We start from the raw sequence: 16,825 nt of genomic DNA on the forward strand, positions 1-16,825 counted from the left end.
GGGGGTGAAGCCGCGAACGGCTCACCCCAGGTCGCTTGTCCACTCATGCGGACAACGCAGAAACAGGCATAAACCGGCCTATGGCCGGCGCCTCACTTATTTGACTTCCTTCCAGAACGACGCATTCAAGCGCCATGCCAGCAGAGCAAAGACCGACAGGAACAGCAGCACCCAAACGCCCAGGCGCTTGCGTGTCTGTTGTGCCGGTTCGGCCATCCACTCCATGTAGCCGACCAGGTCGGCTACCGCATTGTCATACTCGATCTTGTTCAACGTGCCGGGCTTGACCTGCTCGAAGCCGGCAAATTTGTGGATCTTCTTGCCAGCTTCGTGCGGATCATTCTCTTCCACGAACTTGGCAGTCTGGACACCTTGCAATTCCCATAATACATGCGGCATGGCAACATTCGGCACGACCATGTTGTTCCAGCCGGTCGGACGAGTGTCGTCTTTATAGAACGTACGCAGGTAAGTATACAGGTAGTCGCCGCCTGTGCCAGCGGAAGATGATTTCGCGCGCGAAATTACCGACAAATCCGGCGGTACGACGCCAAAGAAGGCCTTGGCGTCCTGCGGTGCCAGGCTCGTCGTCATCAAGTCGCCGACTTTATCGCCGGAGAACAACAGATTCTGCTTGATCTGGTCTTCCGTCAAGCCCAGGTCTTTCAGACGGTTGTAGCGCATCGACACGGCGGCGTGGCAATTCAGGCAATAATTGACGAACAATTTGGCGCCATGCTGCAGCGCTGCCATGTTGGTCTGGCGGTCAGGAGCCTTGTCCAGCGGAAAGCCGCCTTCGCTGGCGAGAGCCATGGCGGGCACGAGTGCCAGGATGGCGAGCAGTTTTTTTGCAATCTTCATATGATGTATGTCCTTTGAGCGTGGCGTGAGAGCGGCTTAGTGCGGGTGAAACGTCACACGCGACGGCACGGTCTTGAACTTGCCCATGGCACTCCACCATGGCATCAGCAGGAAGAAGCTGAAGTAAATCAGGGTGCACACTTGCGACACGATGGTTTTCGCATCCGTTGGCGCCTGGGTCCCGAGGTAGCCGAGGATCAGGAACGACAGGCCGAAGATGGCATACACATATTTGTGCCAGTTCGGACGGTAGCGGATCGATTTCACGGGGGAATGGTCCAGCCATGGCAGGAACGCCAGGATCACGACGGAACCGCCGAAGAACACCACTCCCCAGAATTTCGCGTCCAGCACCTGCGGCAGCATGCCGATGATGGCGACGATGGCGATGCCGGCGATGGCGGACTTGACCGTCGTCGACAGGCGCGACTTGAGCCAGATGAACACCACGTAGGCGGCCACGACACCCATCAGCACGTACATGAAGTCGGCCGTGGTGGCACGCAGCACCGAGTAGAACGGCGTGAAGTACCAGGTTGGCGCGATGTGCAGCGGGGTCTTCAGCGAATCGCCCGGCAGGAAATTGTTGTATTCCAGGAAATAACCGCCCATTTCCGGCGCGAAGAAGACGACGGCGCTGAAAATGACGAGGAAGATCGATACGCCGAACAAATCGTGCACGGTGTAGTACGGATGCGATGGAATCGAATCGACCGGGTGGCCGTCGGCGCCCAGGTTTTCCTTCACTTCGATGCCGTCCGGGTTGCTGGAGCCCACTTCATGCAGGGCGATCAAGTGCGCTGCGACCAAGCCCAGCAGTACCAGCGGGATGGCGATCACGTGGAAGGCGAAGAAGCGGTTCAGGGTGGCGTCGGAAACGACGTAATCGCCGCGGATCCACAGCGACAGGTCAGGGCCGATCAGCGGGATGGCGCCGAACAGGTTGACGATCACTTGTGCGCCCCAGTATGACATCTGGCCCCATGGCAACAGGTAGCCGAAGAACGCTTCGGCCATCAGGCACAGGAAGATGGCGAAACCGAACAGCCAGATTAATTCACGTGGCTTGCGGTACGAGCCGTACAGCAGGCCGCGCGTCATGTGCAGGTAGACGATGATGAAGAAGGCGGAGGCGCCCGTCGAGTGCATGTAGCGCACCAGCCAGCCCCACGGCACTTCGCGCATGATGTACTCGACGGAATTGAAGGCCAGGGCCGCATCCGGTTTGTAGTGCATGGTCAGGAAGATGCCGGTAACAATCTGCAGCACCAGCACCAGCATGGCCAGCGAACCGAAGATGTACCAGAAGTTGAAGTTTTTCGGGGCGTAGTATTTACCCCATTGATCGTTCCACAGCTTGGTCAGGGGAAAGCGGTCATCGACCCAGCCCAGCGCTTTTTCGGCGACGGGAGCGTCTGCCGGGAATTTCGTTTCTTTGAAAGCAGCCATGATCAAGCCTCGCCTTTCTCGTCTTTACCTATCAGCAATTTGGTGTCGCTCAGGTACATATGGCGCGGCACTTGCAGGTTGTCCGGCGCCGGCTTGTTCTTGAACACGCGGCCAGCCATGTCGAAGGTGGAGCCGTGGCAAGGGCACAGGAAGCCGCCTTCCCAGTCATCGGGCAGCGACGGTTGCGGGCCGGGGGTAAATTTCGAGGAAGGGGAGCAGCCCAGGTGGGTGCAGATGCCGACGGCGACGAGAATTTCAGGCTTGATCGAGCGCGCCTCGTTCATGCAGTACGGCGGCGTGAATTCGGCGGGATTACGTTGGGAATTGGCATCGGCGACCTTGCCATCGGTTTGCTTGAGCGACGCGATCATTTCCGGCGTGCGCTTCAGGATCCAGACCGGCTTGCCGCGCCATTCGACGGTGCGCATTTCGCCGGGTTGCAAGGTGGTGATGTCTACTTCGACCGGCGCGCCAGCCGCTTTCGCGCGCTCCGACGGCTGGAAGGTGCTTACCAAGGCTCCCGCGGTTGCCAATCCAACTACACTGCCCGCCGCGCACGTGGCGACGAGCAAGCCGCGACGGCCTGAATCGACCTGCTTTTCGTTACTCATGCAAACCCCAATCAGTCAAAATGCGAATCTTTATTATGAGTGGCAGCCGCGAAAAACCCGTCGCCGAAGCTCTTTCCCACTGATTGCCGCAACCCGCATCTTTGTACGGTAAAGTGGCAACATCCCTGCGGAACTTCGGACTATGGCGCAGCCCATGCCAGTTTCTTGTTGATTATCCGGAAGCGAAAAAGCCGCTTCTGGCAACCGCAAATTATAAGTGAAGCAAACAACGAATAAAACAAAAACGTTGCTTGTACCATAATTTATATACTTTTGCAGGAGGTGGCTAGTTCTTTCGAACTAGATGCGCCCGGCTGTGCCGGAATTGGTCTCGCCGGCAACCACAAGTTGGTGTGCCCGGGAATCAATAGTATGATCGGCATGTTTTTTATACATATCCGAAGGAGAAATTCATGGCAATGATGCAAGAATTTAAAGAATTTGCAATGAAGGGTAACGTCGTCGATCTGGCGGTCGGTGTCATTATCGGTGGCGCCTTCGGCAAGATTGTCGATTCCCTGGTGCAAGACGTGATCATGCCGCCCATCGGCCGCATTTTCGGCGGCCTCGATTTCGCCAATTACTACCTGCCCCTGAATGGCCAGGCCACGACCCTGACTCTGGTGGAAGCGAAAAAGGCGGGCGCCGTGCTGGCCTACGGCAATTTCCTCACCATTTTGCTCAATTTCGTCATTCTGGCTTTCATCATCTTCCAGATGGTGCGCCTGATGAACAAGGCCCGCCGCAGCGAACCGGTCGCGCCGGCGCCGGCGCCGGCCACGCCGGAAGACATCGTGCTGCTGCGTGAAATCCGCGACTCTCTGCAGCAGAACGCACGCAACAGCAACAATCTGGCAAAATAAGTCGTTCCGGCACGGGCCGGCTGACCTGGGCAGAGAACTGTATGCGACGATTCTGGTTATTGTTTGCGCAAACCGTGACGATCGCGTTGGCGCTGTACTTTGTGTACGGCGCGCTGCGCCCGGCCAGCCGGGTACAGCAACTGGGCTCTCCTGCCAAACCGGTGCCCGTGGTGGAAACGGCGTCGAGCAGCCTGGCGCCCGGTTCCTACCGCGACGCGGCGGCGCGCGCCATGCCCGCCGTCGTCAACATTCTCACCCTGCAAGTACCCAAGCGCGGCGCCCATCCGCTGGCGCGCGATCCCTTCTTTAAACGTTTCTTCGGCGACCGCGACCCGGACGGCGAGGATGACGACGACTTGAAAAACAGCCTCGGTTCGGGCGTCATCGTCAGCCATGAAGGCTATGTGCTGACCAACAACCATGTGGTCGAAGGCGCCGACGAAATCGAAGTCGTGCTCACGGATGGCCGCAAGGCGCCCGCCAAGGTGGTGGGCCTGGATCCGGAAACGGACCTGGCTGTGATCAAGATCAACCTCGACAAGCTGCCCGTCATCGTGCTGGGCCAGTCGGAACTGGCGCGCGTGGGCGACGTGGTGCTGGCCATCGGCAACCCCTTCGGCGTGGGCCAGACGGTGACCATGGGCATCATCTCCGCCCTGGGCCGCAACAACCTGCACATCAACAGCTTTGAAAACTTCATCCAGACGGATGCGGCCATCAACTTCGGCAACTCGGGCGGTGCCCTGGTCGATACGCGCGGCAACTTGATCGGCATCAATACGGCGATTTACTCGCAAAGCGGCGGTTCCGTCGGCATCGGCTTCGCCATTCCCGTCTCGACGGCGAAAACCGTGATGGAAGCCATCATCAAGGATGGCCACGTGGTGCGTGGCTGGATCGGCGTGGAAACGCAGGACATCACGCCCGAGCTGGCGCAAAGCTTCAACTTGCAGCGCAGCAGCGGCGCCATCATCGCCGGCGTGGTGCGCAACGGCCCGGCCGACAAGGCGGGCATCGTGCCCGGCGACATCCTGCTGACGGTGGAAGGCAAGCCCGTGGGCGACACGACGGAAATGCTCAACCTGATCGCCCAACTGCCGCCCGGCGGAAAAGCTAAAATGACGGTGCTGCGCAAGAATCGCGAAGCGGCGCTCGACGTGATGGTGGGCAAGCGCCCCATCCCGAAAGAGCTTTCCAAATAGTTGCTGATCGGAATTTGACACATGCATGTGCGTGATTTGACCCAATTTTTACGTGAACTGAGCGACAACAACAACCGTCCCTGGTTTGTCATGAACAAGCCACGCTACGACATCCTGCGCGAGGAATTCCTCGCGCTGGTGACGTCACTCATTGCTGAACTCGGCAAGTTCGATCCGGCCGTGAAATACTGCAATCCGAAGAAGGCCTTGTTCCGCATCAACCGCGACGTGCGTTTCGCGCACGATAAAAGCCCGTATAAGACGCGGTTTTCGGCCGCCATCGCGCCGAACGACATGCGCCGTCCCAGCAAGGCGGGCGGTCCCACGTATTACCTGCAGATCGATGGCCAGGGCAACTTGCTGTTCGGCGCCGGCGAATACATGCCGCCACCGGGGCGCCTGAAGGCGCTGCGCGAACACATGGTCAACGACGCGCCAGGGTTTTCCAAAGTGCTGAAAAATAAGCGTTTAAAAGCCCGTTTCGGCACCATCCAGAACGAGGGCAAGTTGCAGCGCCCTCCCAAGGGCTTCGAGGCGGACGCCGAACATATCGAATTCATCAAGCTGAAGAGCTTTTTTGTCTGGACCGAAATACCGCTGCCCGTGAACGAACCCGAGAAACTTCTGCCGATCCTGGCGGAAGGCTTGAAGGATGCGTGGCCGCTGGTCGAGTGGATGCGCGGCGCGAAAGAGCCGGAGGAAGTCACCGAGTAATTGCGGAAGGAGCACATGATGGCACTGGAGCACGCAAGTTCAGGGCAGGTGATCGAGGTGCTGCGCAGGGACGGCGACGACCTGTCGCAGTTTTCCGCCATCGCGCTGGCCAAGACGGATGAGCTGGAACTGATCCGCATGTGCATGCCCAAGGGTAAGACCATGCCCGAGCATCATGTGCTTGGCGAAATCACCCTGCTGTGCCTGCAAGGGCAGGTGGCGGTGACGGCGCATGGCGGCGTGCAGCTGCTGGGGCCGGGGCAGATGCTGTACCTGCTCGGCGGCCAGGCGCACGCGCTGGAAGCGCGCGAAGACAGCTTATTGTTGCTCACCATACTCATGCACAAGGCGGGACGCTAGGCGCCACCCGGTTGATTCTCAAGCCGCCTCGGCGCGCGGATCGCGCGACAGCAGCTGCTGCACCATCACGTGCGGCAAATCGCCGTCGAACAGCACGCCGGCCACCGCGTTGGTGATCGGCATCTCGACGCCCATGCGGCGCGCCAGTTCGCGCACGGCCTTGGCGCACGGCACGCCTTCGGCCACATGGCCGAGTTCGGCCACGATGGTGGCCAGCGCCTTGCCTTGCGCCAGGCCCAGGCCGACGCGGCGGTTGCGGGACAGGTCGCCCGTGCAGGTCAGAATCAAGTCGCCCATGCCCGTCAAGCCCATGAACGTTTCCGTCTGGCCACCCAGGGCCGTGCCCAGGCGCGTGATTTCCGCCAGGCCACGCGTGATCAGCGCGGCGCGCGCATTCAAGCCCAGGCCCAGGCCGTCGGCCACGCCGGTGGCGATCGCCAGCACGTTCTTGACGGCGCCGCCCACTTCCACGCCCACCAGGTCATCGCTCGCATACACGCGGATGGTGCCGCCATGCAAGGCCGAGACGACGGCGCCGCGCAAGGCCGCGCTGTGCGAGGCGATGGTCAGCGCGCACGGCAAGCCGCGCGCCACTTCCTGGGCGAACGAGGGGCCGGACAGGGCGCCGCCGGGGATGTTGTCTCCCAGCACTTCCCGCACGATCTGGTGCGGCAGCAAGCCCGTGCCGCCTTCAAAGCCTTTGCACAGCCACACCAGGTTGCCGATGGCCTTGTCTTTCAATTGCTGCAGCATGGGCCGCAAGCCCGCCACGGGGCAGGCGGCGATCAGGATGCCGTGTTCGCCACCGGCATGCGCGACGGCGGCGTCGAAATCGGCGCTGATGCGCAGTTGCGGCGGCAAGGGGAAGCCCGGCAAATAGCTGTTTTCGCCGCTGGCGGCCATGGCGGCCATGGCGTCGCCGTTGCGGCCCCACAGCAGCACGTCGTGGCGGCCGGCCAGGGCCATGGCCACGGCCGTGCCCCAGGCGCCGGCGCCGAGGATGGTGATCTTGCGGGGGAGCGCCGTGGCGGCGGGAGATGTATCGGGAGAAACTTGCATGCGACCTCAGTCTGGCAGGGGGAGGGGCACGGCGCGGCTGGCCGCTGCCCGGATGAATCTGGCGGTGCTTACAGGCCCCACACTTCGCTGGTCTTGACGTAGCCGCTCTGGCCATCCTTGTGGCGCACCTTGACCCAGTTGGAGCTCGGCTGCTCGCTCATTTCCAGCAGCACGCCCTTGTCGACGAGGATGATGGGCGAAGCGTTGTCGTCGGGGCTGGCGCGAACCTTGAGGTTCGCGGCGCGCGCCACGACGTTGCGCTTGGCGGACAGGCCCTTGGCTTCCGTCCAGGCCATTTCGCCGCTGGCGTCGCGTACCTTGACCCATTCGCCGTAGCTGAGCACGATTTCCAGCGGCATGCCGCGTGGCGCCACGTACAGCTTGCCGCCCTTGGCGGATGGCGCGTCGTACAGGATCACGGGATTTGCTCCCACCGTTTTGAAATCGACGGCGTGGCTGGCGGCGGTCGCCAGCAGCAGCACGGCGCCGGCCATCCAGCGGAACTTGCTCAAGAGCGCACTTTTCAACATGATATTTTTGAACCTTAACGAAACACGGCGGCCAGGCCGCCGTGTCAGGCCAGCCTTGACGGCCGGCGGGGTCTTGCCTGAAGCTTAGTGCGTCGTCGCGTCGGCTGCCGGGGCAGCTGCAGCGGCGTCAGCAATAGCTTGCAGACGTTGTTGGTAGAACACTTCGAAGTTGATCTCGGCCAGGTGCACTGGCGGGAAGCCGGCACGGGTGATCACGTCGGCGATGTTGGCGCGCAGGTAAGGGTAGATGATGTTCGGGCAGCCGATTCCCAGCAGCGGATCGAGTTGATCAGCAGGAATGTTGCGTGCTTCGAAGATACCGGCTTGCTTGCCTTCAACCAGGAAAGCGACTTTTTCGCCGACTTTGGCGGTGACGGTGATGGTCACGGTGGCTTCGAAGATGCCGTCGGCCAGAGGCGCAGCGCCCACGTCCAGAGCCACTTCGATCGCTGGTGCTTCTTGTTCCAGGAAAATAGCTGGGGAATTTGGTTGTTCCAGCGACATGTCTTTCAGGTAGACGCGTTGGATTTGGAAGACTGGTTGCAGATTTTCGTCAGACATGGAACGCTTTCGTTGTAAAGGACAAGAACGGCACACCGTTCAAATATGGTGCTTGCGGTATTCAAACCGCGCCGGATAGGCGCGGCCAGATCAGGTGCGAGGGCAATTGTATCAAAACAATACGACAAAAAACCAAGCAATTTCTCGAACCCGCTTTATATCAGGCTGCCGTGCCATTTAACAAGGGGTCCAGCTTGCCAGCTTGATCGAGCGCATACAAATCGTCGAATCCGCCCACGTGGGTATCGCCCACATAGATCTGCGGCACCGTGCGGCGGCCCGTGCGTTCCATCATCTTGATGCGCTCTTCCGGGTCGAGGTCGACGCGGATCTTTTGCACGGCGACGCCCTTGGCTTCCAACAGGCGCTCGGCGCGCACGCAATACGGGCACACGGCGGTGCTATACACAATTACGGGGACGGTCATGATGATTCCTTCTAGTTAAATGCCGGCTTATTTCGCCAGCGACAGGGTTTTCAATGGCAAACCCTGCTTTTTCCATTCGTCGAGGCCGCCTTCCAGGCTCGTTGCCTCAGCGAAACCGGCTTTGCCCAGCAGGCCGACGGCGGTTGCCGAACGCGAACCTTTCTGGCAAACCACTACAATGGGGCGCGTTTTGAATTTTTCCAGCTCGCCCAGGCGTTTTGCCAGTTCCGGCAGCGGAATATTTTTTGCCTCAGGCAAGTGGCCCGTGGCGAATTCTTCCGCGTTGCGCACGTCGACGATGACAGTCTTGCCACGGTTGATCAGTTGCGTGACTTCCAGCACGGTCGCGCGCTTGCCGCGCATCGACAGCAGTGGCCAGAGGAGGGCGCCGCCGGAAATAATGACGATGGCAAACAGAAAAATGTGGTCGATAATGAATTTCACGTAGGGTCCAATGGTTTAAGTCAATCCGCGCATTATAAAATAGAAGCTGGACGAGGTCTTTTTACGTTTTGCTTTTTTGATTTGAACCCCTTGAGAAGATAGAACTATGTACAAAATCGTTTTCATGCGTCACGGCGAGTCCACCTGGAACCTCGATAACCGCTTCACCGGCTGGACCGACGTCGATCTGACGGAAAAGGGCGTCAACGAAGCCAGGGCCGCCGGCCAGATCCTCAAGCAGGAAGGTTTTACGTTCGACGTGGCCTACACTTCCGTCCTGAAGCGCGCCATCCGCACCCTGTGGCTGGCGCTCGACGAGATGGACATGATGTATTTGCCGATCAAGAACGACTGGCGCTTGAACGAGCGCCACTACGGCGCCCTGCAAGGTCTGGACAAGGGCGAGACAGCCGCCAAGTATGGCGACGAGCAAGTATTGGTATGGCGCCGCAGCTACGACACCCCGCCGCCGCCGCTGGAAGCGAACGATGACCGCGCCTCGTTCAACGATCCGCGCTATGCCGGCTTGCCGCAAGCGGCTATCCCGCTGACCGAATGCCTGAAAGACACCGTGGCGCGCGTGATGCCGGCCTGGGACGAGGAAATCGCCCCGGCCATCCGCGCCGGCAAGAAAATCATCATTTCGGCCCACGGCAACAGCTTGCGCGCGCTGATCAAGATGCTCGACGGCATCAGCGACAGCGACATCGTCGGCCTGAACATCCCGAACGGCCAGCCGCTCGTGTATGAACTGGACGCCGACCTGAAACCGATCCGTCATTACTACCTGGGCGACCCGGCAGCGATTGCGGCAGCGCAAGCTGCCGTGGCGAACCAAGGGAAGGCCAAGTAACTTGTCGTCTTTCTTCCGCGGCACAGCCATCGCCCCCTCTGCTGAACGACCCCTGCCGGCGTGGCGCGCCGGCGCCATGCTGTGCCTGGCGCTGCTGCTTTCCAGCGGTGCCGCGCAGGGCGCCAAGCCCACCGAACGCAGCAAGCAGAAGGCGGCCGCGGAAGCACAACGTGCTGGATTGCAACAAAAGCTGACGGCACTCAAGCGCGACATCAGCCGCACGGAAAGCGCCAAGGATGACGCGGCCGATACCCTGGCCGAGTCGGAAGAGGCCATTTCCAACGCCAACCGCGCCTTGCGCGACCTGGCGCAGGAGCAAAGCGAGACGGGCGTGAAACTCAATGCGCTGGGGCAAGAGCACCAGCAATTGACGGCCACCGTCGAGAAACAGAAGACGCAGCTGTCAAAGTTGCTGCGTGAACAATATGTCGCCGGCAACGAAGACCGTATCAAGCTGCTCTTGTCGGGCGATAACCCGAACCGCATCAACCGCGACTTGCAACTGATGGCGTATGTGTCGCAGGCGCAGGCGCGCCTGCTGGAAGCCTTGCGCGCCAACTTGCTTGCCGTGGAGAAAAACCAGGCGGACGTGCAGAACGCCAAGGATGAGCTGGAAGAAATCGCGCAGGAAGAGCGCGACCAGAAGGCCCTGCTGGTGCAGGAGAAGGCGCGCCGCGCCGCCTTGCTGACGAGCTTGTCGCAGCGCCTGGTGGCGCAGCGCAAGGAAGTGGGCAATGTCGAGCGCGACGAGCAGCGCATGGGCAACCTGGTCGACAAGCTGGCAAAACTGATCGAAGAGCAGGCCGCCGCCGCCGCGGCCGAAAAGAAACGCCAGCAGTTGCTGGCCGAGCAACGCGCCGCCGCCAAAGCGGCCGCCGACGCCAAGATCGCGGCGGAAAAACGCGAACGCCTGCTGGCCGCGCGCGCCAAGGCCGCCCAGGCGCAGGCCGAACGCGAACGTCTTGCAAAAGAGCAACAAAACAAATCGGGCAAGATCAAGCCGCAGACGCCGCCACCGCCGCCCGTGAAACTGGAACCGATCGATGACGACGAGCCGCCGCAAGTGGCGAAGGTGACGCCGAAACCGGAACCCAAGCCGGAACCGGAGCCGGAACGTCCGAGCCTGGGCCCGGCCGCGCCGGCCGGCGCCTTTGCCAGCATGAAAGGGCAGCTGCGCGCGCCCGTGGCGGGCAAGATCGCGGCCCGTTTCGGCAGCAAGCGCGGTGACGGCCCCAGCTGGAAGGGCGTGTTCATCCGCACGGGCGAAGGCAGCGAAATCCACGCCATCGCCGGCGGCAGGGTCGTGTTTTCCGACTGGCTGCGCGGTTTCGGCAATTTGATCATCGTCGACCACGGCGGCCAGTACATGAGTATTTATGGCAATAACCAGTCCTTGCTGAAACGCGTGGGTGATGCCGTCAAGGGCGGCGACGCCATTGCCAGCGCGGGCAACAGCGGCGGCAACGAGGAATCGGGGCTATACTTTGAATTGCGTCATCAGGGCCGCGCCTTCGACCCCGCCACCTGGGTGAAGTTTTAATTCAGTTCCCACCATTGCTGCGGCAGCGAATTTGTAGATTGCGAAGAATACATGGGTATCAAAGTCAAAAGTATCGGCCTGATCGGTCTGGGCGTCCTGGCCGGCATCGGCATGTCGCTGCAGTTCCCGGCCGTGGCGCAAAAAATCACGAATGCCCCGCTGCCGCTCGACGAGCTGCGCCAGTTGTCCGACGTCTTCGGCCTGATCAAGTCCGATTACGTCGAGAAGGTGGAAGACAAGAAACTCTTGACGGAAGCCATTTCCGGCATGGTCTCGTCGCTGGACCCGCATTCCGTGTATCTGGATAAGAATGCCTTCAAGGAAATGCGCGAAAGCGTGCAGGGCAAGTTTGTCGGCATCGGCATCGAAGTGAGCATGGAAGACGGCTACGTAAAAGTCGTCTCGCCCATCGAGGACAGCCCTGCCGCCAAGGCCGGCATCCTGGCGGGCGACCTGATCACCCGCCTCGACAACATCCCGCTGAAAGGCTTGCAGCTGGAGGAGGTCATCAAGAAGATGCGCGGCCAGCCGGGCACCAAGCTGGTGCTGACGATGTCGCGCAAGGGCGAAAGCAAGCCGCTGGTCTTCCCCATCGTGCGCGAGGAAATCCGCGTGCAAAGCGTGAAGGCCAAGATGGTCGCGCCCGGCTATGCCTGGCTGCGCATCGCCCAGTTCCAGGAACCGACCGTCGATGACATGGTCAAAAAGATCAACGCGCTGTATGCGCAAGACCCCAAGCTCAAGGGCCTGGTGCTGGACTTGCGCAACGATCCCGGTGGCGTCGTGCCGGGCGCCATCGGTGTGGCGACAGCATTTCTTCCGGGCAATTCCGTGATCGTTTCCACCAAGGGCCAGTTGCCCGAGTCGAAACAGGTGTTTTATGGCCGCCGCGAATTCTATGCCGCGCCCGGCGCCAGGGCCGACCCGCTGGCCAAGCTGCCGGCCGCCCTGAAAACCGTGCCGCTGGTGGTGCTGGTCAATGCCGGTTCCGCGTCCGCCTCGGAAATCGTCGCCGGCGCCCTGCAGGATTACCAGCGCGCCACCGTCATCGGCACGCAGACCTTCGGCAAGGGTTCCGTACAAACCTTGCGCCAGATCACGGCCGACACGGCCGTCAAGCTGACGACGGCCCGCTACTACACGCCGAAAGGCCGGGCCATCCAGGCGCGCGGCATCGTGCCCGACTTGCTGGTCGATGAAACGGCCGAAGGCGATGGCTGGAACAGCCTGCGCATCCGCGAGGCGGACCTGGAAAAACACTTGAGCAGCAACGACGGCAAGCCGGAAGCGGCCAAGCCGACGATGGAAGGCATGCAGGATCAGCTGGAAGAAGAGCAGCGCTTGATCGCCACGGCGAAAAAGCGCAAGCCGCTCGAATACGGCGCCAAGGACGATTTCCAGTTGCAGCAAGCCTTGAACCACTTCCAGGGCTTGCCGGTGCAGCTGGCCAAGGCCGATGCGAAGGTGGAGAAGATCGGCGCCAAGCCGGAAATCGCTTCCGACATCAAGGCCGACGACAAGAAGATTCCTGTGCAAAAACCGTAGTCGCCGCCATGAACGACAATCAGCTGCTGCGCTATTCGCGCCATATCCTGCTGGACCAGATCGGCATCGAAGGCCAGCAAGCCTTGCTCGACGCGCATGTGCTGGTGATCGGCGCGGGCGGACTCGGCTCGCCCGCGGCCATGTACCTGGCCGCCAGCGGCGTCGGCAAGCTGACCCTGGTCGATGACGACACGGTCGACCTGACCAATCTGCAGCGCCAGATCGCCCACACCACGCAGCGCGTGGGCCAGCCGAAAGTGCTGTCGGCGCGCGAAACCTTGACCGGGATCAATCCCGAGATTGCCATCATCGCCTTGCAGGAGCGCCTCGACGGCGCGCGCCTGGCCGAACTGGTCTTATCCAGTACGGTGGTGCTCGACTGCACCGACAACTTCGCCACGCGCCACGCCGTCAACCGCGCCTGCGTGGCGGCCAAGGTGCCGCTGGTGTCGGGCGCCGTGATCCGTTTCGACGGGCAAGTGAGCGTGTTCGACCCGCGCACGGGCACGCAACCGTGCTATTCCTGCCTGTTTCCGCAGGAGCAGCAGTTCACGGACGAGGCGTGCTCGAGCATGGGCGTGTTCGCGCCGCTGGTGGGCGTGGTGGGCGCCATGCAGGCGGCCGAGGCCTTGAAACTGATCATGGGCGCGGGAGAATCGCTGGCCGGACGGCTGCTGCTGCTCGACGGCTTGCACATGGAATGGAGCAGCATGCGCGTCGCGCGCGACCCCGGCTGCGCCGTTTGCGGCGAAGTGGTCTTGCCGGCCTGACAGCCTCCGCACAAATTTTTCCCTATATGACAGGCTTTGTCATATTTCCGCTTTATACTCTGCACTCATTACTCACCTTCTTCTCTCTTTCCTATGCAAAACGCAGCAAACCATCCGATACGCCAGCGCCGCGCGCGCGGCTTCACTTTGATCGAAATCATGGTCGTGGTGGTGATCATGGGTATCCTCGCGTCGCTGGTGGTGCCCAAGCTGATCGCCCGCACGGGCGAGTCGAAAGTGGCGGCGGCGAAAGTCGATATCGCTACCGTGATGCAAGCCTTGAAACTGTATCGCCTGGATAACCAGCGCTACCCGACCACGGAACAGGGTTTGCAGGCGCTGATCGAGAAGCCGACCACGGGACCGGCCGCGAATGGCTGGAAAGCGGGCGGTTACCTGGAAAAAATGCCGAAGGACCCATGGGGCAACCCGTACCAGTTCCTGTCGCCGGGCGTGAAAGGCGAAGTCGACATCATTTCGCTGGGTGCCGACGGTCAGCCTGGCGGTAGCGGCGACGATGCCGATATCGGTTCCTGGGAACTGTAAGTTTTCCATTGCATGCCAGCCATGACCACCGGTCGCGCACCGCCCCGGCCACGCGCCAGCGGCTTTACGCTGATCGAATTGCTGGTGGTGATGGTCATCATCGGCGTGACCCTGGGCCTGGTGTCGCTGAACGCCATGCCGAATGGCCAGCAGGCGCTGCAAAAGGAAGCCGAACGCATCGCCCTGCTGCTGCAGCTGGCGCGCGATGAAGCCATCGTGCGCAGCCGGCAGGTGGCGTTCGAGGCTGACGAAAATCAATACCGTTTCCTGGTACTCAATGAAAAGCTGTGGCAACCCGTGACGCAGGATGATTTGCTGCGCGAACGCGCGTTTGCCAACACGCCCATGCTGCTCAGCGTGCAGCCCTCGAACAGCGTGGCCCAGCCGCTGCGCATCATCTTCGGCCGCGAACCGGTCGACAAGCCTTTTGTCCTGACCCTGGCCAGCGGCGAGCGCAGCGTGGCCATCCGGGCCGACGGCATCGGCCACTTCACGGTCGAGCAATGATGCGGCTCCCACGTCATGGCCGCCAGCGCGGCTTCACTTTGCTGGAAGTCCTGGTCGCCCTCGTCATCGTCGGCACGGCCCTGGGCGCCTCGCTGCGCGCCGTCGGCAGCCTGACGCAGAACAGCGACGGCTTGCGCAGCGCCATGATGGCCACCTGGTCGGCGGAAAACCACCTGGTGCGGCTGCGCCTGGCAAAAACCTTTCCGCAGACGGGCAAGCGCACGGTCGATTGCCCGCAGGGCGATTTAAAACTCATTTGCGAGGAGGAAGTGGTGGCCACGCCGAATCCCCGCATCCGGCAAGTGCGCGTCAACGTCTATGACGCGCAGTACCCGGCCCGGCGCATCGTGCGCCTGGTCTTGCTTTCTTTTAACGACTGATGGCGCGCCGCCCTGTCCCTGCCGCGGGTTTCACCCTGATCGAGCTGCTCGTGGCGATCGGCATCCTGGCCATGGTCGCCGTGCTGGGCTGGCGCGGCCTGGACAGCATCATGCGCTCGCGCGAAGTGCTGACCAGCCAGCTGGAGCAGGCGCGCGGCATGCAGCTGGCGTTTGCCCAGATGCAGAGCGATTGCGACCACCTGGCCGGCGCCGGCCAGAGCAATACCCTGCTGAACGGCCGCATCAACCTGTCGGCGGAAAATGACCGCCTGACCCTGGTGCGCCTGGCCGCCTCGGAACAGGAGCCGCAGCAGTTGCAAGTGGTCACTTACCGGCTGCGCGGCGGCGTGCTGACGCGGCGCGAGTCGAACGGCACGCGCGACCTGGCCGTGCTCGACACCCTGTGGCAGGCGGCGCGCGACGATACCGATACCTCTAGCGCCGACGTGACGCTGATGCGCGGCGTCGACAGCATGGTCATGCGCGGCTGGAGCAATGGCGCCTGGAACGTGCTGACGGCCGGCGCCACCATCTCCACCCAGGTGCCGGGCCTGGAAGTGACCTTGCAAATGCCGGGCCAGGACGCGGGCCTGTCCAAAGTCTTTTTATTGGGGCCGGGATGACACGCATCAAGTTCCCCTCGCGCCAGCGCGGCGTGGCCGTCATCACGGCCTTGCTGCTGACGGCGCTGGCCATCACCGTCGTCGCCAGCCTGTTCTGGCAGCAGCAGGTGCAGGTGCGCTCGATGGAAAACCAGCGCCTGCGCCTGCAGACGCAGTGGGCCATGCGCGGCATGGTCGACTTCGCCCGCTTCTGGTTGCGCCAGGACAATCCCATGCTGACGGCGGCCGACGGCGTGTGGGCCACGCCCATCGAGGAAGCGCGCCTCGACGATTACGTGGACCGCGAAAAGGTCGACACGGAAAAATTCGACGCCACCGTCTCGGGCCGCGCGCTCGACGCGCAGGCGCGTTTTAATATCACCAACCTGGTCGACGCCACGGGCGCCATCAATCCGAAGCAGGTGCTGGCCTACCAGCGTTTATTGTCCAACATGAAGCTCGACAGCGGCCTGGCGCAAGCGACGGCCGATGCCGTGCTGCGCGCGCGGCCGAAGCCGCGCACCGCCAGCGGCACCGACGGCAAGACGCCCGCTGCCACGCCCGCCACGGGTGGCAGCAGCGAGCCGGTGGCGTTCACGCAAGTCGAGGATTTGCTGGCCGTGCCCGGCTATACGCCGCAGATGGTCGAGCAGCTGCGCGATGTCGTCATCATCTTGCCCGAGATCACGGGGGTCAACGTGAACACGGCCCCGGCCGAGGTGCTGGCAGCCGTGACGATGATGTCGCTGTCCGAGGCCAGCGCCCTGACTTTGAGCAATCCGCGCAAAAAGTTTGTCGATAAGTTAAATTTCCAGAATAATATTAATGCTGCACTGATTGAAGGCGTGGAACTCGATGTGAAGAGCCGCTATTTCCTTACCGTCATCCGCGTGCGGCTGGACCGTGCCGCGCTCGATGCCGTGGCGCTCATCAATCGAAAAACGGATCCGCAGCGCACCACCAGCCTGGTCTGGTTGCGGGAAAATTAACAGCTGAAAGCG

The 16,825-nt window shown here is 61.8% G+C and carries 21 protein-coding genes; 13 read left to right on the plus strand and 8 right to left on the minus strand.

Features of this window, described 5'->3' with window-relative positions; genetic code table 11:
* Positions 1 to 96: 96 nt before the first annotated feature.
* From BZG29_RS02555 to petA, 3 genes are read right to left on the minus strand one after another with little or no spacing between them, the layout of a single operon-like run.
* The gene (locus BZG29_RS02555; protein ID WP_077398670.1) at positions 97 to 861 is read right to left on the minus strand and encodes a cytochrome c1; all 765 of its coding nucleotides are present in this window, start codon (positions 859 to 861) and stop codon (positions 97 to 99) included.
* Positions 862 to 897: 36 nt separating this feature from the next.
* A complete protein-coding gene (locus BZG29_RS02560) occupies positions 898 to 2,310 on the minus strand; it encodes a cytochrome bc complex cytochrome b subunit (protein ID WP_077398672.1) in 1,413 nt (470 codons plus the stop codon).
* A gap of 2 nt (positions 2,311 to 2,312) precedes the next feature.
* Positions 2,313 to 2,921: a ubiquinol-cytochrome c reductase iron-sulfur subunit gene (petA, locus tag BZG29_RS02565; protein ID WP_070258529.1), complete on the minus strand. Its 609-nt coding sequence runs from the start codon at positions 2,919 to 2,921 to the stop codon at positions 2,313 to 2,315.
* A 413-nt stretch (positions 2,922 to 3,334) separates the two neighbouring features.
* Here petA and mscL point away from each other — a divergent pair, with 413 nt between their 5' ends.
* The 4 genes from mscL to BZG29_RS02585 are packed head-to-tail and all read left to right on the plus strand — an operon-like array spanning position 3,335 to position 6,060.
* Positions 3,335 to 3,784 carry a large conductance mechanosensitive channel protein MscL gene (mscL, locus tag BZG29_RS02570; protein WP_077398674.1) on the plus strand — a complete coding sequence of 150 codons (450 nt, stop codon included), beginning with the start codon at positions 3,335 to 3,337 and terminating at the stop codon, positions 3,782 to 3,784.
* A gap of 41 nt (positions 3,785 to 3,825) precedes the next feature.
* Positions 3,826 to 4,986, plus strand: a complete 1,161-nt coding sequence (locus tag BZG29_RS02575; protein ID WP_077398676.1) for a Do family serine endopeptidase — start codon at positions 3,826 to 3,828, stop codon at positions 4,984 to 4,986.
* Positions 4,987 to 5,007: 21 nt separating this feature from the next.
* Positions 5,008 to 5,700, plus strand: a complete 693-nt coding sequence (locus BZG29_RS02580) for a DUF2461 domain-containing protein (protein ID WP_077398678.1) — start codon at positions 5,008 to 5,010, stop codon at positions 5,698 to 5,700.
* A 15-nt stretch (positions 5,701 to 5,715) separates the two neighbouring features.
* Positions 5,716 to 6,060, plus strand: a complete 345-nt coding sequence (locus BZG29_RS02585) for a hypothetical protein (protein WP_225317152.1) — start codon at positions 5,716 to 5,718, stop codon at positions 6,058 to 6,060.
* 18 nt (positions 6,061 to 6,078) lie between these two features.
* On the opposite strand, the gene BZG29_RS02590 is transcribed toward BZG29_RS02585, so the two are convergent.
* From BZG29_RS02590 to BZG29_RS02610, 5 genes are all read right to left on the minus strand, one after another.
* Positions 6,079 to 7,119 carry an NAD(P)H-dependent glycerol-3-phosphate dehydrogenase gene (locus BZG29_RS02590; RefSeq protein WP_077398680.1) on the minus strand — a complete coding sequence of 347 codons (1,041 nt, stop codon included), beginning with the start codon at positions 7,117 to 7,119 and terminating at the stop codon, positions 6,079 to 6,081.
* A gap of 68 nt (positions 7,120 to 7,187) precedes the next feature.
* The gene (locus tag BZG29_RS02595) at positions 7,188 to 7,649 is read right to left on the minus strand and encodes an SH3 domain-containing protein (RefSeq protein ID WP_077398682.1); all 462 of its coding nucleotides are present in this window, start codon (positions 7,647 to 7,649) and stop codon (positions 7,188 to 7,190) included.
* Positions 7,650 to 7,733: 84 nt separating this feature from the next.
* Positions 7,734 to 8,210: a protein-export chaperone SecB gene (gene secB / locus BZG29_RS02600; protein ID WP_077398684.1), complete on the minus strand. Its 477-nt coding sequence runs from the start codon at positions 8,208 to 8,210 to the stop codon at positions 7,734 to 7,736.
* Between the two features lie 160 nt (positions 8,211 to 8,370).
* Entirely contained in the window at positions 8,371 to 8,637 is a 267-nt protein-coding gene (gene grxC, locus BZG29_RS02605) for a glutaredoxin 3 (RefSeq protein ID WP_070220900.1), read from the minus strand.
* Positions 8,638 to 8,664: 27 nt separating this feature from the next.
* Positions 8,665 to 9,081 carry a rhodanese-like domain-containing protein gene (locus BZG29_RS02610; protein WP_077398686.1) on the minus strand — a complete coding sequence of 139 codons (417 nt, stop codon included), beginning with the start codon at positions 9,079 to 9,081 and terminating at the stop codon, positions 8,665 to 8,667.
* Positions 9,082 to 9,187: 106 nt separating this feature from the next.
* Between BZG29_RS02610 and gpmA the strand changes: the two genes are divergently transcribed.
* The 9 genes from gpmA to gspK all read left to right on the plus strand — a co-directional run bounded on the left by gpmA (position 9,188) and on the right by gspK (position 16,813).
* Positions 9,188 to 9,934 carry a 2,3-diphosphoglycerate-dependent phosphoglycerate mutase gene (gene gpmA, locus BZG29_RS02615; protein ID WP_077398688.1) on the plus strand — a complete coding sequence of 249 codons (747 nt, stop codon included), beginning with the start codon at positions 9,188 to 9,190 and terminating at the stop codon, positions 9,932 to 9,934.
* 76 nt (positions 9,935 to 10,010) lie between these two features.
* Positions 10,011 to 11,474, plus strand: coding sequence for a peptidoglycan DD-metalloendopeptidase family protein (locus tag BZG29_RS02620; RefSeq protein ID WP_077398690.1), 1,464 nt, complete (start codon positions 10,011 to 10,013; stop codon positions 11,472 to 11,474).
* 51 nt (positions 11,475 to 11,525) lie between these two features.
* A complete protein-coding gene (locus BZG29_RS02625; RefSeq protein ID WP_077398692.1) occupies positions 11,526 to 13,019 on the plus strand; it encodes a S41 family peptidase in 1,494 nt (497 codons plus the stop codon).
* A gap of 8 nt (positions 13,020 to 13,027) precedes the next feature.
* Entirely contained in the window at positions 13,028 to 13,789 is a 762-nt protein-coding gene (gene moeB / locus BZG29_RS02630; RefSeq protein ID WP_077398694.1) for a molybdopterin-synthase adenylyltransferase MoeB, read from the plus strand.
* 93 nt (positions 13,790 to 13,882) lie between these two features.
* On the plus strand, positions 13,883 to 14,335 hold the full coding sequence (gene gspG, locus BZG29_RS02635) for a type II secretion system major pseudopilin GspG (protein ID WP_035823835.1): 453 nt from the start codon (positions 13,883 to 13,885) through the stop codon (positions 14,333 to 14,335).
* A 12-nt stretch (positions 14,336 to 14,347) separates the two neighbouring features.
* Positions 14,348 to 14,842: a GspH/FimT family pseudopilin gene (locus tag BZG29_RS02640; RefSeq protein ID WP_051959291.1), complete on the plus strand. Its 495-nt coding sequence runs from the start codon at positions 14,348 to 14,350 to the stop codon at positions 14,840 to 14,842.
* Positions 14,839 to 15,222: a type II secretion system minor pseudopilin GspI gene (gspI, locus tag BZG29_RS02645; RefSeq protein WP_034783570.1), complete on the plus strand. Its 384-nt coding sequence runs from the start codon at positions 14,839 to 14,841 to the stop codon at positions 15,220 to 15,222. Before BZG29_RS02640 ends, gspI begins: the two co-directional genes overlap by 4 nt.
* Complete coding sequence (locus BZG29_RS02650) at positions 15,222 to 15,845, plus strand: type II secretion system protein J (protein WP_077398696.1); 624 nt, start codon at positions 15,222 to 15,224, stop codon at positions 15,843 to 15,845. Before gspI ends, BZG29_RS02650 begins: the two co-directional genes overlap by 1 nt.
* Positions 15,842 to 16,813 (plus strand): type II secretion system minor pseudopilin GspK, encoded by a 972-nt coding sequence (gene gspK / locus BZG29_RS02655; RefSeq protein WP_077398698.1) that lies wholly within the window; start codon positions 15,842 to 15,844, stop codon positions 16,811 to 16,813. Before BZG29_RS02650 ends, gspK begins: the two co-directional genes overlap by 4 nt.
* The last annotated feature ends 12 nt before the right edge of the window (positions 16,814 to 16,825 follow it).

The sequence above is a fragment of the Janthinobacterium sp. LM6 genome (genome assembly GCF_002002885.1).
Classification (GTDB): domain Bacteria; phylum Pseudomonadota; class Gammaproteobacteria; order Burkholderiales; family Burkholderiaceae_D; genus Janthinobacterium; species Janthinobacterium kumbetense.

Excerpts from the sequence above, each read along its gene's own strand:
- BZG29_RS02555 (WP_077398670.1), bottom strand. The coding sequence starts at position 861 with ATGAAGATTGCAAAAAAACTGCTCGCCATCCTGGCACTCGTGCCCGCC.
- BZG29_RS02560 (WP_077398672.1), bottom strand. The coding sequence starts at position 2,310 with ATGGCTGCTTTCAAAGAAACGAAATTCCCGGCAGACGCTCCCGTCGCC.
- petA (WP_070258529.1), bottom strand. The coding sequence starts at position 2,921 with ATGAGTAACGAAAAGCAGGTCGATTCAGGCCGTCGCGGCTTGCTCGTC.
- mscL (WP_077398674.1), top strand. The coding sequence starts at position 3,335 with ATGGCAATGATGCAAGAATTTAAAGAATTTGCAATGAAGGGTAACGTC.
- BZG29_RS02575 (WP_077398676.1), top strand. The coding sequence starts at position 3,826 with ATGCGACGATTCTGGTTATTGTTTGCGCAAACCGTGACGATCGCGTTG.
- BZG29_RS02580 (WP_077398678.1), top strand. The coding sequence starts at position 5,008 with ATGCATGTGCGTGATTTGACCCAATTTTTACGTGAACTGAGCGACAAC.
- BZG29_RS02585 (WP_225317152.1), top strand. The coding sequence starts at position 5,716 with ATGATGGCACTGGAGCACGCAAGTTCAGGGCAGGTGATCGAGGTGCTG.
- BZG29_RS02590 (WP_077398680.1), bottom strand. The coding sequence starts at position 7,119 with ATGCAAGTTTCTCCCGATACATCTCCCGCCGCCACGGCGCTCCCCCGC.
- BZG29_RS02595 (WP_077398682.1), bottom strand. The coding sequence starts at position 7,649 with ATGTTGAAAAGTGCGCTCTTGAGCAAGTTCCGCTGGATGGCCGGCGCC.
- secB (WP_077398684.1), bottom strand. The coding sequence starts at position 8,210 with ATGTCTGACGAAAATCTGCAACCAGTCTTCCAAATCCAACGCGTCTAC.
- grxC (WP_070220900.1), bottom strand. The coding sequence starts at position 8,637 with ATGACCGTCCCCGTAATTGTGTATAGCACCGCCGTGTGCCCGTATTGC.
- gpmA (WP_077398688.1), top strand. The coding sequence starts at position 9,188 with ATGTACAAAATCGTTTTCATGCGTCACGGCGAGTCCACCTGGAACCTC.
- BZG29_RS02620 (WP_077398690.1), top strand. The coding sequence starts at position 10,011 with ATGCTGTGCCTGGCGCTGCTGCTTTCCAGCGGTGCCGCGCAGGGCGCC.
- BZG29_RS02625 (WP_077398692.1), top strand. The coding sequence starts at position 11,526 with ATGGGTATCAAAGTCAAAAGTATCGGCCTGATCGGTCTGGGCGTCCTG.
- moeB (WP_077398694.1), top strand. The coding sequence starts at position 13,028 with ATGAACGACAATCAGCTGCTGCGCTATTCGCGCCATATCCTGCTGGAC.
- gspG (WP_035823835.1), top strand. The coding sequence starts at position 13,883 with ATGCAAAACGCAGCAAACCATCCGATACGCCAGCGCCGCGCGCGCGGC.
- BZG29_RS02640 (WP_051959291.1), top strand. The coding sequence starts at position 14,348 with ATGCCAGCCATGACCACCGGTCGCGCACCGCCCCGGCCACGCGCCAGC.
- gspI (WP_034783570.1), top strand. The coding sequence starts at position 14,839 with ATGATGCGGCTCCCACGTCATGGCCGCCAGCGCGGCTTCACTTTGCTG.
- BZG29_RS02650 (WP_077398696.1), top strand. The coding sequence starts at position 15,222 with ATGGCGCGCCGCCCTGTCCCTGCCGCGGGTTTCACCCTGATCGAGCTG.
- gspK (WP_077398698.1), top strand. The coding sequence starts at position 15,842 with ATGACACGCATCAAGTTCCCCTCGCGCCAGCGCGGCGTGGCCGTCATC.